Source organism: Citrobacter freundii complex sp. CFNIH4, from assembly GCF_002934505.1.
Taxonomy (GTDB): domain Bacteria; phylum Pseudomonadota; class Gammaproteobacteria; order Enterobacterales; family Enterobacteriaceae; genus Citrobacter; species Citrobacter freundii.
In genome coordinates this window covers 3137747-3157860 of record NZ_CP026231.1, presented here as the reverse complement: position 1 = coordinate 3157860, position 20114 = coordinate 3137747, and the positions used below count along the sequence as shown (strand labels likewise).

At 52.8% G+C, this 20114-nt stretch carries 16 protein-coding genes and 1 pseudogene; 4 read left to right on the top strand and 13 right to left on the bottom strand.

The window, feature by feature from the left end:
- Window positions 1–13 precede the first annotated feature (13 nt).
- The 6 genes from gabD to C2U41_RS16090 all read right to left on the bottom strand — a co-directional run bounded on the left by gabD (window position 14) and on the right by C2U41_RS16090 (window position 6807).
- Window positions 14–1462 (bottom strand): NADP-dependent succinate-semialdehyde dehydrogenase, encoded by a 1449-nt coding sequence (gene gabD / locus C2U41_RS16115; RefSeq protein ID WP_003846020.1) that lies wholly within the window; start codon window positions 1460–1462, stop codon window positions 14–16.
- 23 nt (window positions 1463–1485) lie between these two features.
- The gene (gene lhgO, locus C2U41_RS16110; protein WP_102191029.1) at window positions 1486–2754 is read right to left on the bottom strand and encodes an L-2-hydroxyglutarate oxidase; all 1269 of its coding nucleotides are present in this window, start codon (window positions 2752–2754) and stop codon (window positions 1486–1488) included.
- 19 nt (window positions 2755–2773) lie between these two features.
- Complete coding sequence (glaH, locus tag C2U41_RS16105; RefSeq protein WP_003839704.1) at window positions 2774–3751, bottom strand: glutarate dioxygenase GlaH; 978 nt, start codon at window positions 3749–3751, stop codon at window positions 2774–2776.
- 239 nt (window positions 3752–3990) lie between these two features.
- Window positions 3991–4704, bottom strand: a complete 714-nt coding sequence (locus C2U41_RS16100) for an MgtC/SapB family protein (RefSeq protein ID WP_003037218.1) — start codon at window positions 4702–4704, stop codon at window positions 3991–3993.
- A 31-nt stretch (window positions 4705–4735) separates the two neighbouring features.
- Window positions 4736–5971: an MFS transporter gene (locus C2U41_RS16095; protein ID WP_003037215.1), complete on the bottom strand. Its 1236-nt coding sequence runs from the start codon at window positions 5969–5971 to the stop codon at window positions 4736–4738.
- 11 nt (window positions 5972–5982) lie between these two features.
- The gene (locus tag C2U41_RS16090; protein WP_003037212.1) at window positions 5983–6807 is read right to left on the bottom strand and encodes an MBL fold metallo-hydrolase; all 825 of its coding nucleotides are present in this window, start codon (window positions 6805–6807) and stop codon (window positions 5983–5985) included.
- 334 nt (window positions 6808–7141) lie between these two features.
- Between C2U41_RS16090 and C2U41_RS16085 the strand changes: the two genes are divergently transcribed.
- Entirely contained in the window at window positions 7142–9316 is a 2175-nt protein-coding gene (locus C2U41_RS16085; RefSeq protein WP_181013981.1) for an extracellular solute-binding protein, read from the top strand.
- 52 nt (window positions 9317–9368) lie between these two features.
- On the opposite strand, the gene C2U41_RS16080 is transcribed toward C2U41_RS16085, so the two are convergent.
- Window positions 9369–9974, bottom strand: coding sequence for a short chain dehydrogenase (locus tag C2U41_RS16080; RefSeq protein WP_103849170.1), 606 nt, complete (start codon window positions 9972–9974; stop codon window positions 9369–9371).
- A 98-nt stretch (window positions 9975–10072) separates the two neighbouring features.
- On the opposite strand from C2U41_RS16080, the gene C2U41_RS16075 reads away from it, so the two are divergent.
- On the top strand, window positions 10073–10963 hold the full coding sequence (locus tag C2U41_RS16075; RefSeq protein WP_103849169.1) for a LysR family transcriptional regulator: 891 nt from the start codon (window positions 10073–10075) through the stop codon (window positions 10961–10963).
- Window positions 10964–11039: 76 nt separating this feature from the next.
- On the opposite strand, the gene C2U41_RS16070 is transcribed toward C2U41_RS16075, so the two are convergent.
- The 3 genes from C2U41_RS16070 to C2U41_RS16060 are packed head-to-tail and all read right to left on the bottom strand — an operon-like array spanning window position 11040 to window position 13991.
- A complete protein-coding gene (locus tag C2U41_RS16070; protein WP_003826025.1) occupies window positions 11040–12554 on the bottom strand; it encodes a tripartite tricarboxylate transporter permease in 1515 nt (504 codons plus the stop codon).
- A 10-nt stretch (window positions 12555–12564) separates the two neighbouring features.
- A complete protein-coding gene (locus C2U41_RS16065; RefSeq protein ID WP_103849168.1) occupies window positions 12565–12999 on the bottom strand; it encodes a tripartite tricarboxylate transporter TctB family protein in 435 nt (144 codons plus the stop codon).
- 14 nt (window positions 13000–13013) lie between these two features.
- Window positions 13014–13991, bottom strand: a complete 978-nt coding sequence (locus C2U41_RS16060) for a Bug family tripartite tricarboxylate transporter substrate binding protein (RefSeq protein ID WP_003839716.1) — start codon at window positions 13989–13991, stop codon at window positions 13014–13016.
- A gap of 153 nt (window positions 13992–14144) precedes the next feature.
- On the opposite strand from C2U41_RS16060, the gene tctD reads away from it, so the two are divergent.
- Together tctD and C2U41_RS16050 are read left to right on the top strand one after the other, a co-directional pair.
- A complete protein-coding gene (gene tctD, locus C2U41_RS16055; protein WP_003826032.1) occupies window positions 14145–14819 on the top strand; it encodes a transcriptional regulator TctD in 675 nt (224 codons plus the stop codon).
- Window positions 14806–16257, top strand: coding sequence for a sensor histidine kinase (locus C2U41_RS16050; RefSeq protein ID WP_103849167.1), 1452 nt, complete (start codon window positions 14806–14808; stop codon window positions 16255–16257). The genes tctD and C2U41_RS16050 overlap by 14 nt, the downstream gene beginning before the upstream one ends.
- On the opposite strand, the gene C2U41_RS16045 is transcribed toward C2U41_RS16050, so the two are convergent.
- The 3 genes and pseudogenes from C2U41_RS16045 to C2U41_RS16030 all read right to left on the bottom strand — a co-directional run bounded on the left by C2U41_RS16045 (window position 16250) and on the right by C2U41_RS16030 (window position 20065).
- Window positions 16250–17323, bottom strand: coding sequence for a fimbrial protein (locus C2U41_RS16045; protein ID WP_103849166.1), 1074 nt, complete (start codon window positions 17321–17323; stop codon window positions 16250–16252). The two genes, C2U41_RS16050 and C2U41_RS16045, sit on opposite strands and share 8 nt — an antisense overlap.
- A 10-nt stretch (window positions 17324–17333) precedes the next feature.
- Window positions 17334–18938 (bottom strand): annotated as a pseudogene (locus C2U41_RS16040) (fimbria/pilus outer membrane usher protein); the annotation flags it as partial.
- 146 nt (window positions 18939–19084) lie between these two features.
- Window positions 19085–20065, bottom strand: a complete 981-nt coding sequence (locus tag C2U41_RS16030; protein WP_032170067.1) for an IS5-like element ISKpn26 family transposase — start codon at window positions 20063–20065, stop codon at window positions 19085–19087.
- Between the last annotated feature and the right edge of the window lie 49 nt (window positions 20066–20114).

Genomic DNA, 20114 nt, shown 5'->3' with positions numbered 1-20114 from the left:
AGTATTTATTTTATTAAAGGCCGATGCACATATATTTGATTTCTAAGTAGTCTTCGATGCCGTATTTTGATCCTTCACGGCCAAGACCGGAGGCTTTGATTCCCCCAAACGGGGCGACTTCGTTGGAGATAATGCCGGTGTTAATCCCGACGATGCCGTACTCCAGCGCTTCGCCAACGCGGAAGACGCGACTTAAATCACGGGCGTAGAAATAGGCGGCCAGACCAAACTCGGTGTCGTTGGCCTGAGCGATGACGTCGGCTTCGTCTTTAAAACGAAACAGCGGAGCCAGCGGTCCGAACGTCTCTTCTTTGGCAACCTTCGCGTTGTCAGGCACATCTACCAGAATGGTGGGCTGGAAGAAGTTACCGCCGAGCGCATGAGGTTTACCGCCCGCGATAATGCGCGCGCCTTTATCCAGAGCATCGGCGATGTGTTCCTGCACTTTGGCAACCGCTTTATCGTCGATCAGCGGTCCGGTAGTGACGTCAGGTTGCAGACCATCGCCGAGATGCAGTTTGCTCACCGCCTGCTGAAGTTTTTCGGCAAAACGCTCATACACACCGTCCTGCACGTACAGGCGGTTGGCGCAGACGCAGGTTTGCCCGGCGTTACGGAACTTCGAGGCCAGCGCACCTTCCACGGCTTTATCAAGATCGGCATCGTCAAAGACGATAAACGGCGCATTGCCGCCCAGTTCTAGCGATACCTTTTTGATGTCTTTGGCGCACTGCTGCATTAACTGACGGCCAATTTCGGTTGAGCCGGTAAATGACAGTTTGCGCACCAGCGGGTTGCCGGTCAGCTCGTTACCGACCGCGCTCGCAGAACCGGTCACCACGCTGAAAACGCCTGCCGGGATCCCGGCGCGATTAGCCAGTTCTGCCAGCGCCAGTGCGGAGTAGGGGGTCTGGCTGGCGGGTTTAAGCACCATCGTACAGCCTGCTGCCAGCGCCGGACCGGCTTTGCGGGTGATCATCGCTGAGGGAAAGTTCCACGGCGTAATCGCGGCGGTAACGCCGATCGGCTGCTTGATGACGATCAGACGCTTATCGGCCTGATGACCAGGAATTGTATCGCCATAGATGCGTTTACCCTCTTCGGCAAACCACTCAATAAATGAGGCGGCATAGGTGATTTCGCCTTTGGCCTCCGCCAGCGGTTTACCCTGTTCCAGGGTCATCAGGCGGGCGAGATCGTCCTGATGCTCAATCATCAGGTTGAACCAGCGGCGCAGGATATTGGCTCGCTCTTTGGCAGTCAGCGCACGCCAGGCCGGCAGAGCGCGGTTTGCGGCGTTAATCGCTTCGCGGGTTTCATCTGCCCCCATTTTAGGTACGCTACCCAATTTCTGACCGTTGGCGGGATTGGTCACCGCGATGGTCTCGCCGCTGTTGGCGTCACGCCAGTTGCCGTCGATCAATGCCTGCTGGCGAAATAAGGTTGGATCGTTAAGTTGCATGATTGCTTCCTGTCTTAATCGGTTTAACGGGTAAATGCGGCGTGTAATGTCTCCACGCTACGTGCCGCACGCAGCGTGCGTCCGGGATTACTCTGGTTCTCCAGCAGCGCATGAACTTTGCTGACAATATGTGCACCGATAGGGATTGCCGATGTTGCCGCCGGAGAAGGCGCGTTACAGGTGTGAATTGAGCGTGGCGTGGTGACAAACAGAAAATCGTCGATAAGCTTGCCATCAGGTGATACCGCCTGTGCCCGCACGCCCGCAGGCCACGGTTGCAGATCCTTAAGCATCAGGCTCGGACAGTAATTTTGTACCAGCCGCAGATAACCGCTTTTGCACAGCGAATTCTTCATTTCGCCAAGCCCTGAGCGCAGGTTGTTTTGCAGCACGCGGCGAATACCAGAAGAGCCGAGGATCTCCAGCGTATCGCTGAGCGAGAAGTCACGCTTACGGTAGCCTTCACGTTTAAATGCCAGCACCGCGTTGGGGCCGACCGTGACGCTGCCGTCAATCATCCGGGTCAGATGAACACCGAGAAACGGCATTGCCGGGTCGGGGATGGGGTAGATCAGATGGTTAACTATCTGATTATGTTCTGGTGCCAGGCGGAAATATTCGCCACGGAACGGACAGATGATAAAGCCAGGTTCAACGCCGAGCATTTTCACCAGTCGGTCCGCCATCAGGCCAGAACAACTAATCAGCGTCGCGCCTTCATATTCCTGACCCTGACGGGTATGGACAATCACGCCCGTAGCGTGCTCTTTCAGCGCGCTGACCTCGGCGTTGTAAATAATCTCACCGCCTTTGGCCTGGAAAATATTCGCCATCGCGGCGGTGACTTCACGGTAGCTGACGATCCCGCTCGACGGAACAAAAATGCCGCCCAGACCGGTGATATTCGGTTCACGCTCGCGAAGCTCCTGCGCATTCAGCCATTCGCGCTCCAAACCGTTAGCGGCGGTGCGATCCCATAGCGCGCGCATGCGCTCCATTTCCAGAGGGGAGGTGGCAACCAGCATTTTTCCGCAGACGTCGTAGCGGATGCCGTTTTGGTCGCAAAAGGCTTTTGTGGCGCGATTTCCGGCCAGGCAAAACTGCGCCTTCAGGCTGCCGGGAGTGTAATAGACCCCGGCATGAATGACGCCGCTGTTATGGCCCGTCTGGTGACAGGCCGGGCCGGACTCTTTTTCCAACAGCGCGATTCTGGCGTCCGGATAGACATCAATCAGCTGCATGGCGGTCGACATGCCGATAATGCCGCCGCCAATAATCACAAAATCATACATCCGCTTTTTTCCTTCGCGCTTACTGATGAGTCTGGTAGTGGTTTGTCGCGTAAGCGAAATAACCACGTTGGCGCATCAGTTCGCGGCGCAGGTCAGGATGCGAGGTGAAACGATCGCGACCGTGTAGCCAGAACAGGTTGTTGATCAGCAGGAATTTACCCACTGAAACCGGTACGGAAATAATACTTTTGCTGGTTTCCAGCGCGTCGGACAGGTCACTCAGCCAGACGCCTTCTTCATAGTCTTTTGGCTGGACGAACTGGTCGATGTAGCGCATCACCGGACGACCCTGCTGGTCAACGTCAAATACCGGATGGAACACTTCCTGGCTCACGTTTTTGCTTGGCGGTGCGGCAAAGCGCATAGGGCGACGCGCCAGCGGATGGGTAAAGTACTGATCCAGATGTTCCCAGTCGTCGAGGTGCAGCAGCAGCGAGTTACCGCCGGTCATGTTCTGCTCGTCAATCTTCATCATCAGCACGTAATCGGTGATTTCTTCGAGATAGGTTCCGTCGTTGTGCAATTCCATCACTCGGTGAGGCTGGCGCAGATAGCTGTCTGAGTTATCGACGTTTTTCACCACAAAACGTGCGTAATATTGACCGCTCATCGCATCAAAATTCGAGCGTCCGATTAGATGTGCTACCGCCGTCGCCAGCTTGACCATCTCTTCTGCCTGCGCCACATCATCCACGCCAACGGCATTGATCAGCAGTGCGCCTTCGGCACGATCGAGCAACGTTTTCAGCAGCAGAGGCTGCAACTGATTGCCGCACAGGTCGTCGAGGATCTTGCCCACTTTGAAGCGCAAGAAGGATTTGTATTCCAGCGCCTGCACCGGCCACTGCGCGACGGCCTGCAGAAATTGCTCAGTGGTCTCAGCAGAAAAAGTCAGCTCCAGCAGGCGTGGGGATTGGGCTGACGGTTTCAGCGTGAAACCGCTGTAGTGCTGGGCTGGATCTTCAGCGTTCGGTTTTACGGCAGTCAGTGCGTTCATCAAATCGTTCCTCTCAGTAGATTGTCAGGGAGATATGGCGCAGCTCGTTTCGTAGCCATAAATTAAAAATATCTACATTTTTGAAAAACGCGCACATAATGAGCTTGTTTGTTTATTATTTGTGATCAAAAGCAACAAATATTTAACATTGCAAACAATAGGGATTTAAAGCGAAGGCAGGGATAGAGCGGTTATATCAGGTGGTAACCACCTGATTTTAAAGAGGGAAATAAAGCATCTTAATGTTCAAGAGCAATAGCGCAGACGTGTTCAACATGAGTGAGATCGTGGTACAAGTCGGGCAAGGTCATCTTCTTACGAATTACGATTTTGAGATTAACCTCGATTTTACCCTTCTTAATATCCCTGATCGTTATGTTTTCAATAATGTTTTTCTGTTGATGGATGCGGGTTATCAGATTTTCGAGCGCATCGCGTTCATCAAGAATAACCCTGACTTTTACTTTTCCGGGGAACTGGTTTTTAGTCTGTAAGAAAATAATGAACGGGCTTAATTTAATTGCCAATAAAAATAAAGCCGTGGCAAAAAAAGCATGAAAATAAAAACCGGCCCCACAGGTGATTCCCACCCCAGCAGATGCCCAGACAATTGCCGCAGTAGTGAGACCAGAAATAGCATCGTCGTGTCGGTGCAGAATGACTCCCGCACCGAGAAAACCAACGCCACTAATAATCTGAGCCGCCAGACGCATAGGATCGCTACGGATGTTCATCGAAATTTCAGCATAGTATTCTGCAGATTGTATTGATACGACAGTTAACACACAGCTGGCTACGGATAAAATAACGCAAGTTTTGAAGCCAACCGGTTTCCCTTTCGATTCTCTTTCCAGGCCTATAATGCCACCCAGAATAAATGCAATGCTGATTTTGATGATCGTAGTTAAAGGCAACAATCCTTGCTCATTGATGATGGCGGCCAGATTATTCATGCAATTACCTTAATGAAAGAGTCTTTAACGATCAGGAGTTTGCTTTTTTCAATGGGAGGTCTGCTTTGCGTTTTGAAATATCGTCCCGGAAGAATATCAGGAAAAATACGCTGACCACTGCGGCAACGCCTGCTGAAACTAGCCAGAATGTTTCCCATTGCGGTAACGCCTGTGGGCCTTGTTCCGTCACGGTGCTGTTGAAGATTTGACCGCATACGGTAGAGGCAAACAGCAAACCGACGCCGTTGGAGACGATAAATCGCAAGCTTTGGGCTTGTGCTTTGATCTCTGGCGCGGCTTTACGGTCAACATAAATGTCGCCCACGGTAAAGAAAAAGTCCCAGCAGAATCCCTGCAACATCAGGCCGATCAGCACAAACATCATGTTGGCATCCAGTGATGCATGAGCAAACAACAGTGTGCGGATGATCCAGCAAACGGCGCCCAACATGAGAGTAATTTTGAAGCCGGCTTTCAGTAAGAAAAACGAGAGCAGGAACATAAAAATGACTTCACAGGCGATGCCGACCTGCATCATTGACGCGGCGTTATCGAATCCAAGCGCTTTTAAAAAGACCGGGATATAGGCGGAATAAGCTGTTTTGGGGATCATCAGGACAAAAATACTGAGCATCAAAACCGAGAAACTGCGGTCCTTGAAGAGTGCCAGAGCGTCCAGACATAACAGATCGCGGAGTGTAAATACGCTTCCTTTTGCTTTCGGTGGGGTGTTTGGCAACGTAAAGCAGTAAAGGCCGAGCACGACACCGGAGGCTGACGCAATATACCAGGTGATGGTATTTCCAGAATAGCCCATTTCACCAATAATAAAACCGATGACCATAAAGCCAAATGTGCCGAATACACGAATAAAGGGGAAGTATTTCACCCCGTTAATGTGGCTGAAACTGATGCTGTTAGCCAGCGCAGTTGTTGGATAAAACAGCAGACCGACCAGGAAGATCATGGTCAACGTCATGCCCGTGTTTTGTGCCTCAATAAATTGTGGAACAAACAACAGTACGCCAGCATTAATTAAATGCAGGATCGCCATGACTTTTTGTGACGAAAAGAAACGGTCGGCTACCATGCCAATAAAGAGTGGCGAAAGAATGGTCGCCAGACCAAGCAAAGCATAAGATGAGCCAATAATGGTCGCCATACCATAGGTACTTAATACCAGTCCCATGGTCATATTCCAGGCGCCCTGCATGAAATATTGTATGAACATCATAACCAGCAGGCGTGGTGTTTTATTAAGGTCCATATTGCATATCCTTATTGGTTGATGCTCAGGTTAAGCCCATCCCAGGCGACAAGAATGTTCTCTTTGTCGCACGCCGCCACGAGATCGTCGTGCAGTAGACCGCCGCTGTGTGAGACATGCGAGACGATGAGTTGGCTATTTTTCTCAAGGCAGCCCAGTTCTGCAAGCCTGTCTCTGGCGGCGAAAACGGTTTCCAGACTCATGTGGTTATTTGTACGGTTATCACCATTAAAACCGTAGGTACATTCCAGCACCGTTAAATCGATCTTTTTACCTTTCAACCATTGCCAGGTGAGTTCAGGGAACCAGCCCGAATCATGTCCATAGAAAATTGACTGACCATCTTTTTCGATAAACCAGGTATAACAAAGCTCCCATTTGGCATGGTTCGCCAGCAGTGGAGTGATTCGGTATCCGCGGGTTTCAACGGTTACGAAGGGAACCAGGCAATGAAAAGCAAATCTTTCTGCGCTGTAGCCTGGTAACACTTGTGCCGCGCCGTTAATCGCACGGTCATTACCAAAAATGTGCAACGGATGAGTAATCTCAAATCCGTACCCTTCCATTCGGCTAAAAAGATCGCCGACGTTGAAATGATCGGGATGTGTATGCGTGAACAGCAGCGATTTGATCTCTGTTGCGTCCAGGCCATCTCGCAGCAGTTGCTGGCTGAATTCAGGCGCGACATCGATCAACAGTTCATCGTCGATGATCGCTGAGGAGTGCGTGCGTATGTCTTTGCCTTTACGAATACGGGCTTGCTGACAGTGCTCACAACGGCAAAAAGGATTGGGTATCCCTTCGGATGCTGCGGTTCCCAGAAAATGAATATTCATGTTTCCCTCTTGATCAAAACAGAGTGTTGTTTTTTGAACGAAAATGTAATGAAACGTAATTGGAACGTGTCAATTATTATCCTGCAACTTCAAGGCAACAATGATCTTTTGTTGTAGAAGTGATCCTCTTCAAGAATTTAATAATTTATTTCTATATTTCATAGTGTTGAAATTTTTAGTTCATTTCTTCGTGCTATGTAGGGTTGAGAGGTAGTTATATGAGTGTGTTGATAAAATGCACTTTTTAATATTGTAACGTTCAAATTATCTTGCTGGAGATAGTTTCCTGATGAGCGCCGTGCTAGCATCAAAACATCAGGGGAAGGGTGTAAAAATGCCAACTATCAAAGACATAGCAAGAATTGCCGGTGTATCGCATGGGACTGTCTCGAATGTGCTCAATGGCAGAGGAAATGTAAGCGTTGAGAAGATTGAAGCGGTTCAACGTGCGGCCCGAGAAGTTGGCTATCAGTTGAATGCGCAGGCGCAATCATTGAGAGCCAGCAAAAGTCAGGGAGTGGCCTTGATTCTGCCGGACATCAATGCGGAGCGTTACTATCAACTTTATCGGGGATTACACCAGGCCTGGCAACCTTCACTCAGCGAACCGGTTGATCTTTACCTGACTAATGATTTGCCCAATCTGGAACTGGATATTTTGCAAACACTGGCGGCAAAGTCTTACCAGGCTGTTGTCACCGTGAGTTGCCTGGACAACAGCCAGCCCTATTACGATATGCTCAGGCTCTCTCCGGAGAATGTGCTTTTTGCGTATCGCCAGCCAGCCGGTGCAGTTTGTTATATTAGCCTTGACTATGTGACCGCAGGGGAAGAAACCGCAAGAAGGGCACTGGCGCAGCAGCCGGGTCATATTGGTGTTTTCTGCGAACCGCTGGAATTTGCCCACAGCGCACGCTTTACTCAAGCTATACAGAAGGTATGCCGGGAGTTAAGTCCGCACACAAAGCTTACGGTTATACCTGCGCATGCCAGTGAAGTTAACACCGTCGCGTTTGACTTTTTCCGGGGGGCGATACCCGATCTGTTTATTGTTCAGGACAGTGAGAAGACGCGTGCGTTGACGCAAGCGTCCTGGTTTGGGAGTTCTCAGTCCTGCCCGCCGATAGTACAACTGAGTGATAATCTTCCTGCATCTTTTGATGGAATCACCAGCTATCAGATGGATTATGCCCGCCTGGGGACAACTATTGCTTCATGTATTCGCCAACCCAAAAGTAAAGAGAAGCACCGTATTCTGACGAATTGCGGTTTTTCCTGGAATGGACAATATGCTCCGCCTCATGAGACGGAGGCGACGCTGAATATGTTAATTTTGCCCAGCCCTTCGACCGATGCGCTGAAGAAACTGTTACCTCACTTTTATCGCCAGACCGGTATTAAGGTTAATCTTGCGGTTTATCCGTATGATGAGGTTTTTGAAATTCTCTCTCATCTTCACCTGCACCCTTATTACGATTTACTGCGAATCGATATGGCATGTTTTCCCTGGTTTGCAGAAAAAGCATTATTGCCGCTGGAGTCGGTCTCCCCCGAGCTCCCGTTATTGCTGGATAACTTCTCTGAGCAAATTCAGCAGCACTTCAGCCAGGTGAATGGGACTGCATGGGCAATTCCCTTTGATGCCAGTATGCAGCTTCTGTTTTATCGACGAGATCTGTTTGAAGATGCGACGATTAAACGGATGTTTTATGAATCAACAGGCAAAGAGTTAACGCTACCAGAGAATTTCGCACAATTTGATGAGATTGCCGCTTTCTTTAGTCAATTGCATCAGCCAGAAAACAGACAGCGCCCAATGGGAACGGCGGTGACGTTGGGCAGCTCAGGACTTATCGCCACTGAGTACTTGCTACGTTACTACGCGTTAGGTGGACGATTGGTGCGTGAGGGCGAGCCGGTACAACTTGATGCTTCGCTTGCTGCCGCTGCACTCGAAGAATATCTGCACCAGCTTTCTATCGCCGTGAATCTCCCTGGTGAGTGGTGGAGTGATGCGGTTAAACAGTTTGAGCGTGGAAATCTCGCCATGCTGATTATGTATCTCAATTTGTTTAACGATGTTGCGCATACGACTATCGCCCCCACGATTGGCTATGCTCCCGTTCCGGGGCACCTTCCACAATTGGGCGGTGGCTCTATTGGAATGTCTCGCTACAGTAAGAAGAAAAAACAGGTTGAGCAGTTTTTTCATTGGCTTTATTCCGATGAAATTTCGCGCCATCTGGTTCTATTGGGGGGCAACAGCGCCTGGTCTGGAATATGTCACGATCAAAATGTTCTCAATCTCTACCCGTGGTTTAATTTACTGAATGAAAAAGGCATGACGGGAATACGGGAGTCTCAGGGAAGTAAAGGTGAGCCTTTTAACCTGCGACAGGCAGAGATTATTATCGGGCAAGGCGTGACGAATGCGATTAACGGCATTATGGACGTCACGCAGGCCGTGGAATACATCAATGCGCGGATCAGAAACGAAACGGGTGCCTGAAATATGCGACTCCTCGCCTCTTACTGATGACGTAAGAGGCGAGAAAAAGCGGTTAACAGTAACCCACTTTATAAATGCGCCCGCTCTGGATGCCTTCGACGCTGCGGCGATAGGCGTTGGCGACCGTGACGGCGGGGACGCTTTCAAAGCCGGGGAAGAACCCGTCAAAGGCTGCGGCGGATTCACTCAGTACGGTCGGACTTATCAGGTTAATACGCTGACCACGCTCTAGCTCACAGGCAGCGGCGCGCACAAATCCTTCCAGACCGGCATTGATCGTTGCCGCATTTGCGCCTTGTGCGATGGGCTCGTGGGCGATAATGCCGCTAATTAACGTTATCGAACCGCCATCATTGAGGAAATGCTGCCCGGTTAAGGCCAGACGTATCTGGCCTAACAGTTTATCCTGAAGCCCCTGATTAAAGTCCTGGTCGGTCATTGTCGACAGCGGTCCAAAGAACAGATTGCCGGTGGCGGAAACGATCGCATCTACCCGACCGACTTTTTCGAACAATGCCTCGACACTCTCCTGCGAGGTGATATCGACCTGGTAATCCCCCTGCGTGCGACCTACGCGGATCACCTCATGTTTACGGCTTAACGTTTCTGTGACTGCGCGACCCACTGTACCACTGGCACCAATAATGACGATTTTCATAACCACCTCCGCAATAGTGTGAGCCGCTATTCTTTAATGAAAATGAAATCGGATAAACTGGCTAAAAGTTAGATGATTACTAATCAGGGGTTTGCAATATGGATAAGTTACGCGGCATGGAAACGTTTGTCGCCGTGGTGGAGAGCGGGAGCTTTACTTCTGCGGCGACGAGGCTCGAGATGTCTGCGGTGATGGTGGGAAAATATATCGCCCAACTGGAAGCGCAGCTCGGCACGCGTCTGCTGGAGCGCAATACGCGTCGCCAGAGTCTGACCGATGCCGGACGCGTCTATTTTGAAGAAGCCCGTCGCGTGCTGGAGCAGGTATCGATAGCCGAACGTTCGGTAGAGCGTCTGCGGCTGGCACCAACAGGGACGCTGCGCATAAGCGCGCCCACGTCTTTTGGCGCTTGCGTGATCTCGCCACTGGCCGCTGCGTTTTTACAGACCTGGCCAGAGGTGCGCATTGAACTGGATCTAACCAACCGGATGGTTGATCTGGTTAATGAAGGTGTCGATCTGGCGATCCGCATTGGCGATATCCATCAGACTGACGTGGTGGCGAAATACCTGTGTCCCTATCGTATGGCAATTTGTGCTTCGCCAGAATATCTTGCCCGCCATGGCACCCCCCGGACGCCCGCGGATCTGGTGGATCATCTGTGTCTGTCCCATACCGTGTGGACGGCTCGCAACGAGTGGATACTGCCTGGCGTGACGGGGGAAGTCAGATGGAAACGCGATGCGATCCTGCGCTGTAACGATGGTCATGGCCTGCGTATGGCGGCGGTAGCGGGGGCTGGGCTGTTATTGCAACCGGAGGTGCTGTTGGCAGAAGAGCTGGCTACTGGCAAGTTGGTTCGTATTCTTGAAGGATTTACGCCACAGCCGCGACCGATTCATTTGCTGTGGCGACAGGATTTGCGTCCGTTGCCCAAGCTGACACGGTTTGTTGAGCACCTGCTGGAAGGAATGCGAAGTTTGCGCTGAAGATGAAAATGCCGGATGGCGCTGCGCTTATCCGGCCTACAGTGGCGATTAATCGTAGGCCGAACAAGGCGCGTTACTAACCGATATCCACCTGCGGTTTGCTGTTGCGTTTACGGATCATGCGCAGCACCGGCGGGACCACGATAACCAGTACCGCCATCACCAGCAGCACTTTCGCCACGCCGCTGGCCCACAGAATATCCATACTCCCGTTACTGATAGACAACGCCCGGCGCAGGTTCTGCTCCAGCATTTCCCCGAGAACGAAGCCCAGAATCAATGGCGACATTGGGAAGTGCATTTTACGCAAAATGTAGCCCAGCACGCCGAGGGCGACCATCAACACCAAATCGAAGGTAGTGCTGTGGACAGCGTACACACCTACCGCGGAGACTGCCGCAATAGCGGGTACCAAAAACCACAGCGGAATGGTCAGCATGCGGGTAAACAGACCGATCAGTGGAATGTTCATCACCAGCAGCATTACGTTAGCGATCAGCAGCGCCGCAATCAGCCCCCAGACGATATCCGGCTGTTCAGTGAACATCGCCGGCCCCGGGGTGATGTTGTACAGCGTCAGCGCACCCATCATCACCGCCGTGGTACCGGAGCCCGGCACGCCGAGCGTCAGCATTGGGATGAAAGAGCCGCAGGCCGAGGCGTTGTTGGCGGCTTCTGGTGCCGCTACGCCACGAATATCCCCCTTGCCAAAGCTGTCGCTGTTGCCGCTGAGCTTTTTCTCGGTCATGTAGGTGATGGCACTGGCAATGGTGGCGCCAGCGCCAGGCAGAACGCCGACGAAAAAGCCAATCACTGATGAACGCAGGGTGGCTCCTACGCACTGTGCGCCTTCTTTGGCGTTGAACAACATGCGGCCCGTTTTACGCACCAGCGTCTGGCCACTGCTGGTATGTTCCAGCATTAACAGTATTTCAGAGACAGAGAACAGCCCAATCACCACTACGATAAACTGCACACCGTCGGAGAGATGGACACTGTCAAAAGTAAAGCGATAAACCCCGGTGTTGGCGTCTACGCCGACGGTCGCAAGTCCGAGACCGATAAGCGCTGCCAGAAATGATTTCAGCGGATTTTGCGCCATCATGCTGCCGAGACAGGCAATGGCGAAAACCATTAAGGCAAAGTATTCTGCCGGACCGAAGGCCAGCGACCATTGGGCTAACGCCGGGGCAAACAGAATGATGCCGCCGATGGCGATAAGTGAACCAAAGAAAGAGCTGACCGCCGAGATAGAGAGCGCCACGCCGCCGCGTCCTTGCTGCGCCATCGGATAACCATCCAGCGCGGTCATAATCGCCGCCGCATCGCCGGGAACATTCAGCAGGATGGAGGAGATGCGCCCGCCATATTCACAGCCAATGTAGACCGTAGCCAGCAGGATCAGCGCGGATTCTGCGGGCAGATGCAAAGCAAAGGCCAGCGGCAGCAGGATCGCCACGCCGTTGATTGGCCCAAGGCCAGGCAGCAAACCCACAATGGTGCCTACAAAACAGCCTATCAAGGCGATGACCAGGTTTTCCGGCGTCATTGCCACCGCGAAACCCTGAGAAAGATAAATCCAGGTATCCATCGTTTCTCCGTTAACCCAGCCAGGCGCCGAGTGGTAAGGTGACGTCAAGCAGTCGGTCAAAGGCATACCACAGCAGAATGCCGAGCACCGCGCCGGAAATACCCGCAGCCGGGATGGTTGCGCCGAACAGCATGCCAATCACCACGGTGAGAATGGCAGTGGAGATGGGAAAACCGAGCCACTCAAAACCCCAGGCGTACATCAACAGAACAATTACCATCGTCAGCAGCTTTTGCAGCACGTGGCGACGGGGCCAACTGATGGTATCCGGATGGCGCAACAGCAGCGCCACGGCGCATACCAACATCAGACTGATAATGCCCAGCGGGAAGGGACGCGGCCCTACGGGTTCATAGCTGTATTCGCTGCTGATTTGCCAGGCCACGAACAGCCCGGCTATGCAGAGCAACAGCCAGATACCTGCAAAAATACGATCGCTCATCATCTTTGCCTCTGCGTTTACTTCGCCAGACCGAAGGCTTTCGCCTGCTCACGATAATCCGTAACCTGTTTTTTCACGTAGTCGTCGAGCTGTTTGCCGCTCATGTTGAACTCAAACAGACCGCGCAGATCGCGTTGTTTTTTAAACTCATCGGTCTGCTGGAGTTTGTTAAAGGCATCAACCCACCACTGATACTCAGCGTCGCTGACTTTTGGCCCAACGTAGAAGCCACGAATGATAGGCCACACGAGGTCATAACCCTGCTCTTTGGCGGTTGGCACGTTGGCTAACTGGCCCGGTAGGCGTTCATCAGAGAACACCGCGAGCACGCGGATTTTGTCGCCGCTGAGGTAGGGCACCATCTCACTGAGATCGCCGGAAACCACCTGTACGTGATTTCCCATCAATGCGGTAACCGGTTCGCCACCGCCTTCAAAAGCCACATAGCGCATCTTATGCGGATCGACATTGGCTTTTTGCGCCAGCAGCGCCGACTTCATCCAGTCCTGGCTACCGATAGAAGCACCTGCGCCAATGACCACGCTGTTAGGGTCTTTCTCCATTGCCGTAAGCAGATCTTTCAGCGTCTTCCATGGCGCATCCTGACGTACGGCAATCATGCCGTAGTCGGTGCCGACACTTGCCAGCCAGCGGACATCATCCACACCGTAGCGACCAAACTTGCCCTGAGACAGGTTCAGCAGGGAGCCGCCGGAGAAGGCCACCACGGTTCCCGCTTCAGCCGGGCGTTGAGCGACGATAGCGTTATAGGCCACGGCACCAACGCCGCCGGGCATGTAGGTTACGCGCATCGGTTTTTCGATAGCGCCGGTTTCCATCATGCTCACCTGAATCAACTTACAGGTGAGATCGAAACCACCGCCGGGTTTAGCAGGGGCGATACATTCAGTGCGCGATGGCGCTTGTTCGGCCAGTACAGAGGTACTCATCAGTAAAATGCTTGCAGTAAGGGTACGAAGTAACTGTTTTTTCATTGTTTATCCTCACGCCGGAAAACCGGATTTTCGGGTACGGAAGAAGATTTTTGTGATTATGTGAGCCGATGTGTAGCAGTTCGGTTGCGTGATTGTTAAAACATTAACCTTTCAATTCCCTTTCAATGCGGCAGAAACTTTACAGGATGTGATATGCGTCTCTTATTAGCGGAAGATAACCGTGAGTTAGCTCACTGGCTGGAGAAAGCGCTGGTGCAAAACGGTTTTGCCGTTGACTGCGTTTTTGATGGCCTGGCGGCCGATCACCTTTTACATAGTGAAACGTACGCGCTGGCGGTGCTGGATATCAATATGCCGGGGCTGGACGGCCTCGAAGTCGTTCAGCGCCTGCGTAAACGCGGACAGACGCTTCCCGTTCTGCTGCTTACGGCGCGCAGCGCGGTGGCCGATCGGGTGAAGGGACTGAACGTCGGGGCCGATGATTATCTGGCAAAGCCGTTTGAAATCGAGGAGTTGGATGCCCGGCTGCGGGCCTTGCTACGGCGCAGCGCGGGGCAGGTACAAGGCATCCAGCAACTGGGGGAACTGGCGTTTCACGATGAAGGCTATTTTCTCTTGCAGGGGCAGCCGTTGGCGCTCACGCCGCGCGAACAGGCGCTGTTGACGGTGCTGATGTACCGTCGGTTGCGACCGGTTTCACGCCAGCAGTTGTTTGAGCAGGTCTTCAGCCTGAGTGATGAGGTCAGTCCTGAAAGCATTGAGCTGTATATCCATCGTTTGCGCAAAAAGCTACAGGGAAGTGATGTGCGCATCGCCACGTTGCGTGGTCTGGGCTATGTGCTGGAGCGTAGCGATGAAGTGGGTTAAACCCCAATCGTTATACCTGCAACTGCTGATGTTTTTGGGCCTGCCGCTAATGTTGCTGTGGGGCCTGTCAGCATTTAACAGCTATGTCAGTGCGCTACAGGCGGCGACCCAGGCGTATGACCGCACGCTGCTTTCATCCGCCAGGACCGTCTCCGAGCGGCTGGTGGTGCGCAATAAACAGTTAGAAGTGAATGTGCCATGGGTGGTGCTGGACAGCTTTGAATTGAATATGAACGACCGACTGTATTACAAAGTGGTTGATCCGGCGGGGAAGGTTATCTCTGGTTATGACGATTTACCGGCGATGCCGCCTGCTACCTCGCGCACGCGGCTTTATCCGGCGCTGGCATGGTTTTATCACACTGAATATCGCGGTGAGGCAATCCGTGTGGCGCGTCTGCTGCAGCCTGTCAACGAAGGTGGCATTGTTGGCATGGCGGAGATTTATGTTGCCGAAACGCTGCAATCGCGGCGTTATCTGGCGCGACAGCTGTTGTTTTCCTCGTGGGTTTCGCAAGGGCTGCTGGTACTACTGACTCTGGTGCTGGTTGGCTGGCTGCTGCGCCGGGTGCTACGCCCGATGCGCCAGCTGTCATCGCTGATGGTGCGTCGTGAGCCAGGTCTGCTGACGCCGCTGCCGGAGTTGCTGCCGTGGTCGGAAACCCGTCTACTGATTGTGGCGTTTAACCGCTATCTGGACCGACTTCGCGGCCTGATTTCTCGCCAGGAGCGCTTCAGCGCGGATGCTTCCCATCAGCTTAAAACGCCGTTGGCAGTGCTGAAAACTCAGGCGGCGGTGGCTCTCGCCAGTCAGCAGCCGCAGCAGTGGTACGAGAGTCTGCAAGCCATGAGTACCACGCTGGATAACACCATTCAACTGACTGAAAGGCTGTTGCAGTTGTCGGCGGTGAAGCGCAAAGAGCAAGGGGAAAGGCATTTCTCGCCGGTTAATCTGTATGAGGTGGTGCAAACCAGCTGTTTTACCCGACTGGCGCAAGCGCGTAGTAAAGGGATCGATCTGGGCTATGAAGGGGATCAGGACGCGGTGTGGATTGAGGGCGATGAAGTCCTACTCGGCGAACTGTGTGGGAATTTACTGGATAACGCACTGAAATACACGCCGCCGTATGGCGTGGTGACTGCCCGACTGCGGCGAGAAGGAGAGGCTGTGGTCCTGGTGGTTGAAGATAGCGGGCCAGGCATTGATGAACAAATGGTGCATCAGGCGCTGCTCCCGTTTCATCGTCTGGATAACGTCGGCAATATTCCTGGGGCAGGAATCGGTCTGGCGCTGGTCAACGACATTGCTCGCCTGCATCGTACGCACCCACAGCTATCCCGGAGTGAAGCATTAGGCGGGTTAAGCGTACGGATGCGGTTTTTATGTCTGGAGCGAGAAGGGCAGGACGATCGGTGTCGTCCTGCGCCCGTTATTTAAAGGTCACTGTCGCATTGACCGGGATACTAAATGCGCCTGGTTGAGGAGGGTTCTTCAGCCAGAACAGGGTCGCCATGAACTCTTTGCGCCGACTGTCGCTCTGGTTGTTAAACGCGCCGCTGGTAAAATCGATGCGGTTGCCGCTGATAATATCCCCGGCGCCGGGCCGTGCAGCATCCTGAAGCGTAACGCCGATATCCGGCGTACCCTGACCGGTAAAAACCGTGCCGCTGTTGTGCGTGGTGCCGGTAAAGGTTATCGCGTAATTGATGCCGCGACATTCATGCTTCCCGGCAGCTTCTGCAGCGATAACGGCAAACTGTTTGCTGTGGCTGTTATCCTTGCCCGCTTTGGCTTCGGTAATGCTGATCCTGCCAAACTCGACGGTATCCGTTCCTTTGTCTGAGGCAATAGAGACGATCGGTTCGCAGTTGATATAACTGATGTTATTCAGGCCGGCCAACGCGGGACCAAAATTTTTTGCCGGTCGACTGGTGGAACAGTTTGTACCGCAAGCGTTAATGCCGCCGATACCATCGACGACGAAAACTTTGTTGATGGTACGACCGGCCAGCGCGGGTAAAGGATCAGGTAGTTTTCCGGTAGCAACCAGACTGAGATTAAAGGTAAAAGAGAAAGTTTGCGAAAGTGCCGGGCAGGAACGGGTATTTCCGTTGTTACAGTGGTTATTTGAACCTGTGCGGGGCAGCGTTGCCTGATATTGAGTCGTCACAGCCTGCGCGCTTCGATCATAAGATTGACCATTGATGCTCACCACCAGTTTCATATTGGTTCCCAACAAAAAATCCTCAAATTCGTGGTCGGGATCGATGTAGATTCTGGCTGCTTCGCCCCGGGGCATATGGTCTGTGTCGTGGCAGGTGACGCTAACGGTTTGTGGATTGGACACCCACACGGTGTCTCCGGCGGCGGTACTGTGGCTGATTTTAATGGGAGCAACGTGTACAGAGACGCTGTTTGCTGTACAGGTAACCGCATAGCTTGTACTACTGAAGATCGGCAAACAAAACAGCACCACGAGTTTAACTATTTTTAACGGATTCATTGATTGCACCTTACGAACCGACGCACTGGGCAGTAATTTGTGTATATCCGATTTTCTTCACCGGCTGGTGATGGTTATCCGGCATTTGAATAAAGCAGTGTTCATTGGTATGTGAGCCCCAGCGCACTTCCAGGCGCGAATTATCTTCCACGCCGCTGGCATACAGAGCGCCATGCAAACCGACCAGGCCGTGATTGCGGCCTTTTGCATCCCGAACGATCGCACCAACCGGCGGGGCTATGTTGCCAGGTATGACGGCATTCACCAGATAGTTGCGCCCGCTGAAGGTTTCAAACACGACTTTGCCGATGGCTTTCTCTGTCGGGACAATTTTTTTCTGTGCCTGGGGAATATCCAGACCGGCGCCAATATCGGCGGTATTCAGACTCACCACGTTGTAATGCCAGGCATCTGCCGTAGTCAGGACCGCATAGCCGTTACCGTCTATCGCCACGCCGTTTTGTTGCTGGATATGGACGCCGTTGGCATTTTGAGCCTCGACCAACACCATGGTGTCACCCGGAGAGTGCATAAGCGTAACGCCGCCTGCGTGCAGCATCGCCCCGCCGCTGATGCCCATATTCATATTCTGGTAGTTGCGCCCGGCGCTATAGCCTCCCTGAACGTTCATCTTGTCGCCTTGCCAGGCGGCGTTAACGCCGGCAGCGGAATCCTGTCGATCGGTGGTACTGCCTTGAACGCCCCAGCTCAGACGATCGTCAAATGCGGTGTTGCTGTAGCTGGTGGAGTAGCTGTCGCCATTCTGCTGGCTATGCATCACGTTGGCAGAGACAAAGCCGTGGCTGTCCATGAAATCAAATGGGATGGATAACGTCAGGTTGATACTGCGGTCCTGGTAGTCGTACTGGTTGCGGGTGTCCTGCACGTATACGCTCCAGTTGATTTTCCCCAGCGTATCGTTGTAACCCAGCTGTATCGTGCGGTCGTGACTCCCGTTGTGCCAGTAGTTTTGCTGGCTGGCGCTGACGTAAAGCGAGGCGTTATCCCACAAACGCTGATTAACAGAAACCTCAAAACGTTGGCGGCGATTATTGTAGTTACTGGTGTAGTAATGCTTTTTGTTGTGCTGCTCGCCAGGGTAACGCAGCTGCTGATTGGGGTCGTCATAGGCGATGTCGTAATAACCCGAGGACCAGCTGTTATGCTCGTTAATGGTGTCGCTAAAGCTGTAATAGCCGGATGTATTGTAGCGGTAGCCAACCAGACGAAAATCCGTGCCGTACTGGTTCAGCGATTTAGAATACAGGAAACGGTAACTTTGCCCCGTGGACGCTTCTCCGCTGGCAAGCTGTGCTCGGGCGGTGGTGATATCAAAGGAGATCGCGCCGAACTGATGCAGATCCTGAGCGACCCCAGTGGCAATCGCGTTGTAACTTTCCGCCGTCAGTAAACCGCCGTACAGCGTGGTTCCAGAGCTGAGGCCATAGCTCAACGTTCCCTGGACAAAACGGGGCCGCCAGCCGCCACTGTAACCGTCACGGTATTCCCCGGCCGTAAACTGAAAACGGCTGTTACCTGCGCGCAGCATGTTCGGTACCGCCGAATAAGGCACGCTGAAATTGCGACGGCTGCCATCGGCTTCAATAACGCTAAGGAAGGTGCGAATAAGCAGGTCATTTCTTCCCAAGCTGACTCGCTGATTAAAATTTCGCGGATCTGGGCCGATTTTTTTCCCGCAAACACATCGAATCAGCCTATTTAGGCTATTTTTTCCACCATTTCTGGCGTTATTTCCGGTTTTTACTGAGATCTCTCCCACTGACGTATCATTTGGTCCACCCGAAACAGGTTGGCCAGGGTGAATAACATCGCCAGTTGGTTATCGTTTTTCAGCAGCCCCTTGTATCTGGCTTTCACGAAGCCGAACTGCCGCTTGATGATGCGAAACGGGTGCTCCACCTTGGCACGGATGCTGGCTTTCATGTATTCGATGTTGATGGCCGTTTTGTTCTTGCGCGGATGCTGCTTCAAGGTTTTTACCTTGCCGGGACGCTCGGCGATCAGCCAGTCAACATCCACCTCGGCCAGCTCCTCGCGCTGTGGCGCTCCTTGGTAGCCGGCATCGGCTGAGACAAATTGCTCCTCTCCATGAAGCAGATTACACAGCTGATTGAGGTCATGCTCGTTGGCCGCGGTGGTAACTAGGCTGTGGGTCAGGCCACTCTTGGCATCGACACCAATGTGGGCCTTCATGCCAAAGTGCCACTGATTGCCTTTCTTGGTCTGATGCATCTCCGGATCGCGTTGCTGCTCTTTGTTCTTGGTAGAGCTGGGTGCCTCAATGATGGTGGCATCCACCAAAGTGCCTTGGGTCATCATGACGCCTGCTTCGGCCAGCCAGCGATTGATGGTCTTGAACAATTGACGGGCCAGTTGATGCTGCTCGAGCAGGTGGCGGAAATTCATGATGGTGGTGCGATCCGGCAGGGCGCTATCCAGGGATAATCGGGCAAACAGGCGCATGGAGGCGATTTCGTACAGGGCATCTTCCATGGCACCGTCGCTCAGGTTGTACCAATGCTGCATGCAGTAAATACGCAGCATGGTCTCCAGCGGATAGGGCCGTCGGCCATTGCCCGCCTTGGGATAAAACGGCTCGATGACAGCGGTCATATTCTGCCATGGCAGAATCTGCTCCATGCGGGAGAGGAAAATCTCTTTTCGGGTCTGACGGCGCTTAGTGCTGAATTCACTATCGGCGAAGGTGAGTTGATGGCTCATGATGTCCCTCTGGGATGCGCTCCGGATGAATATGATGATCTCATATCAG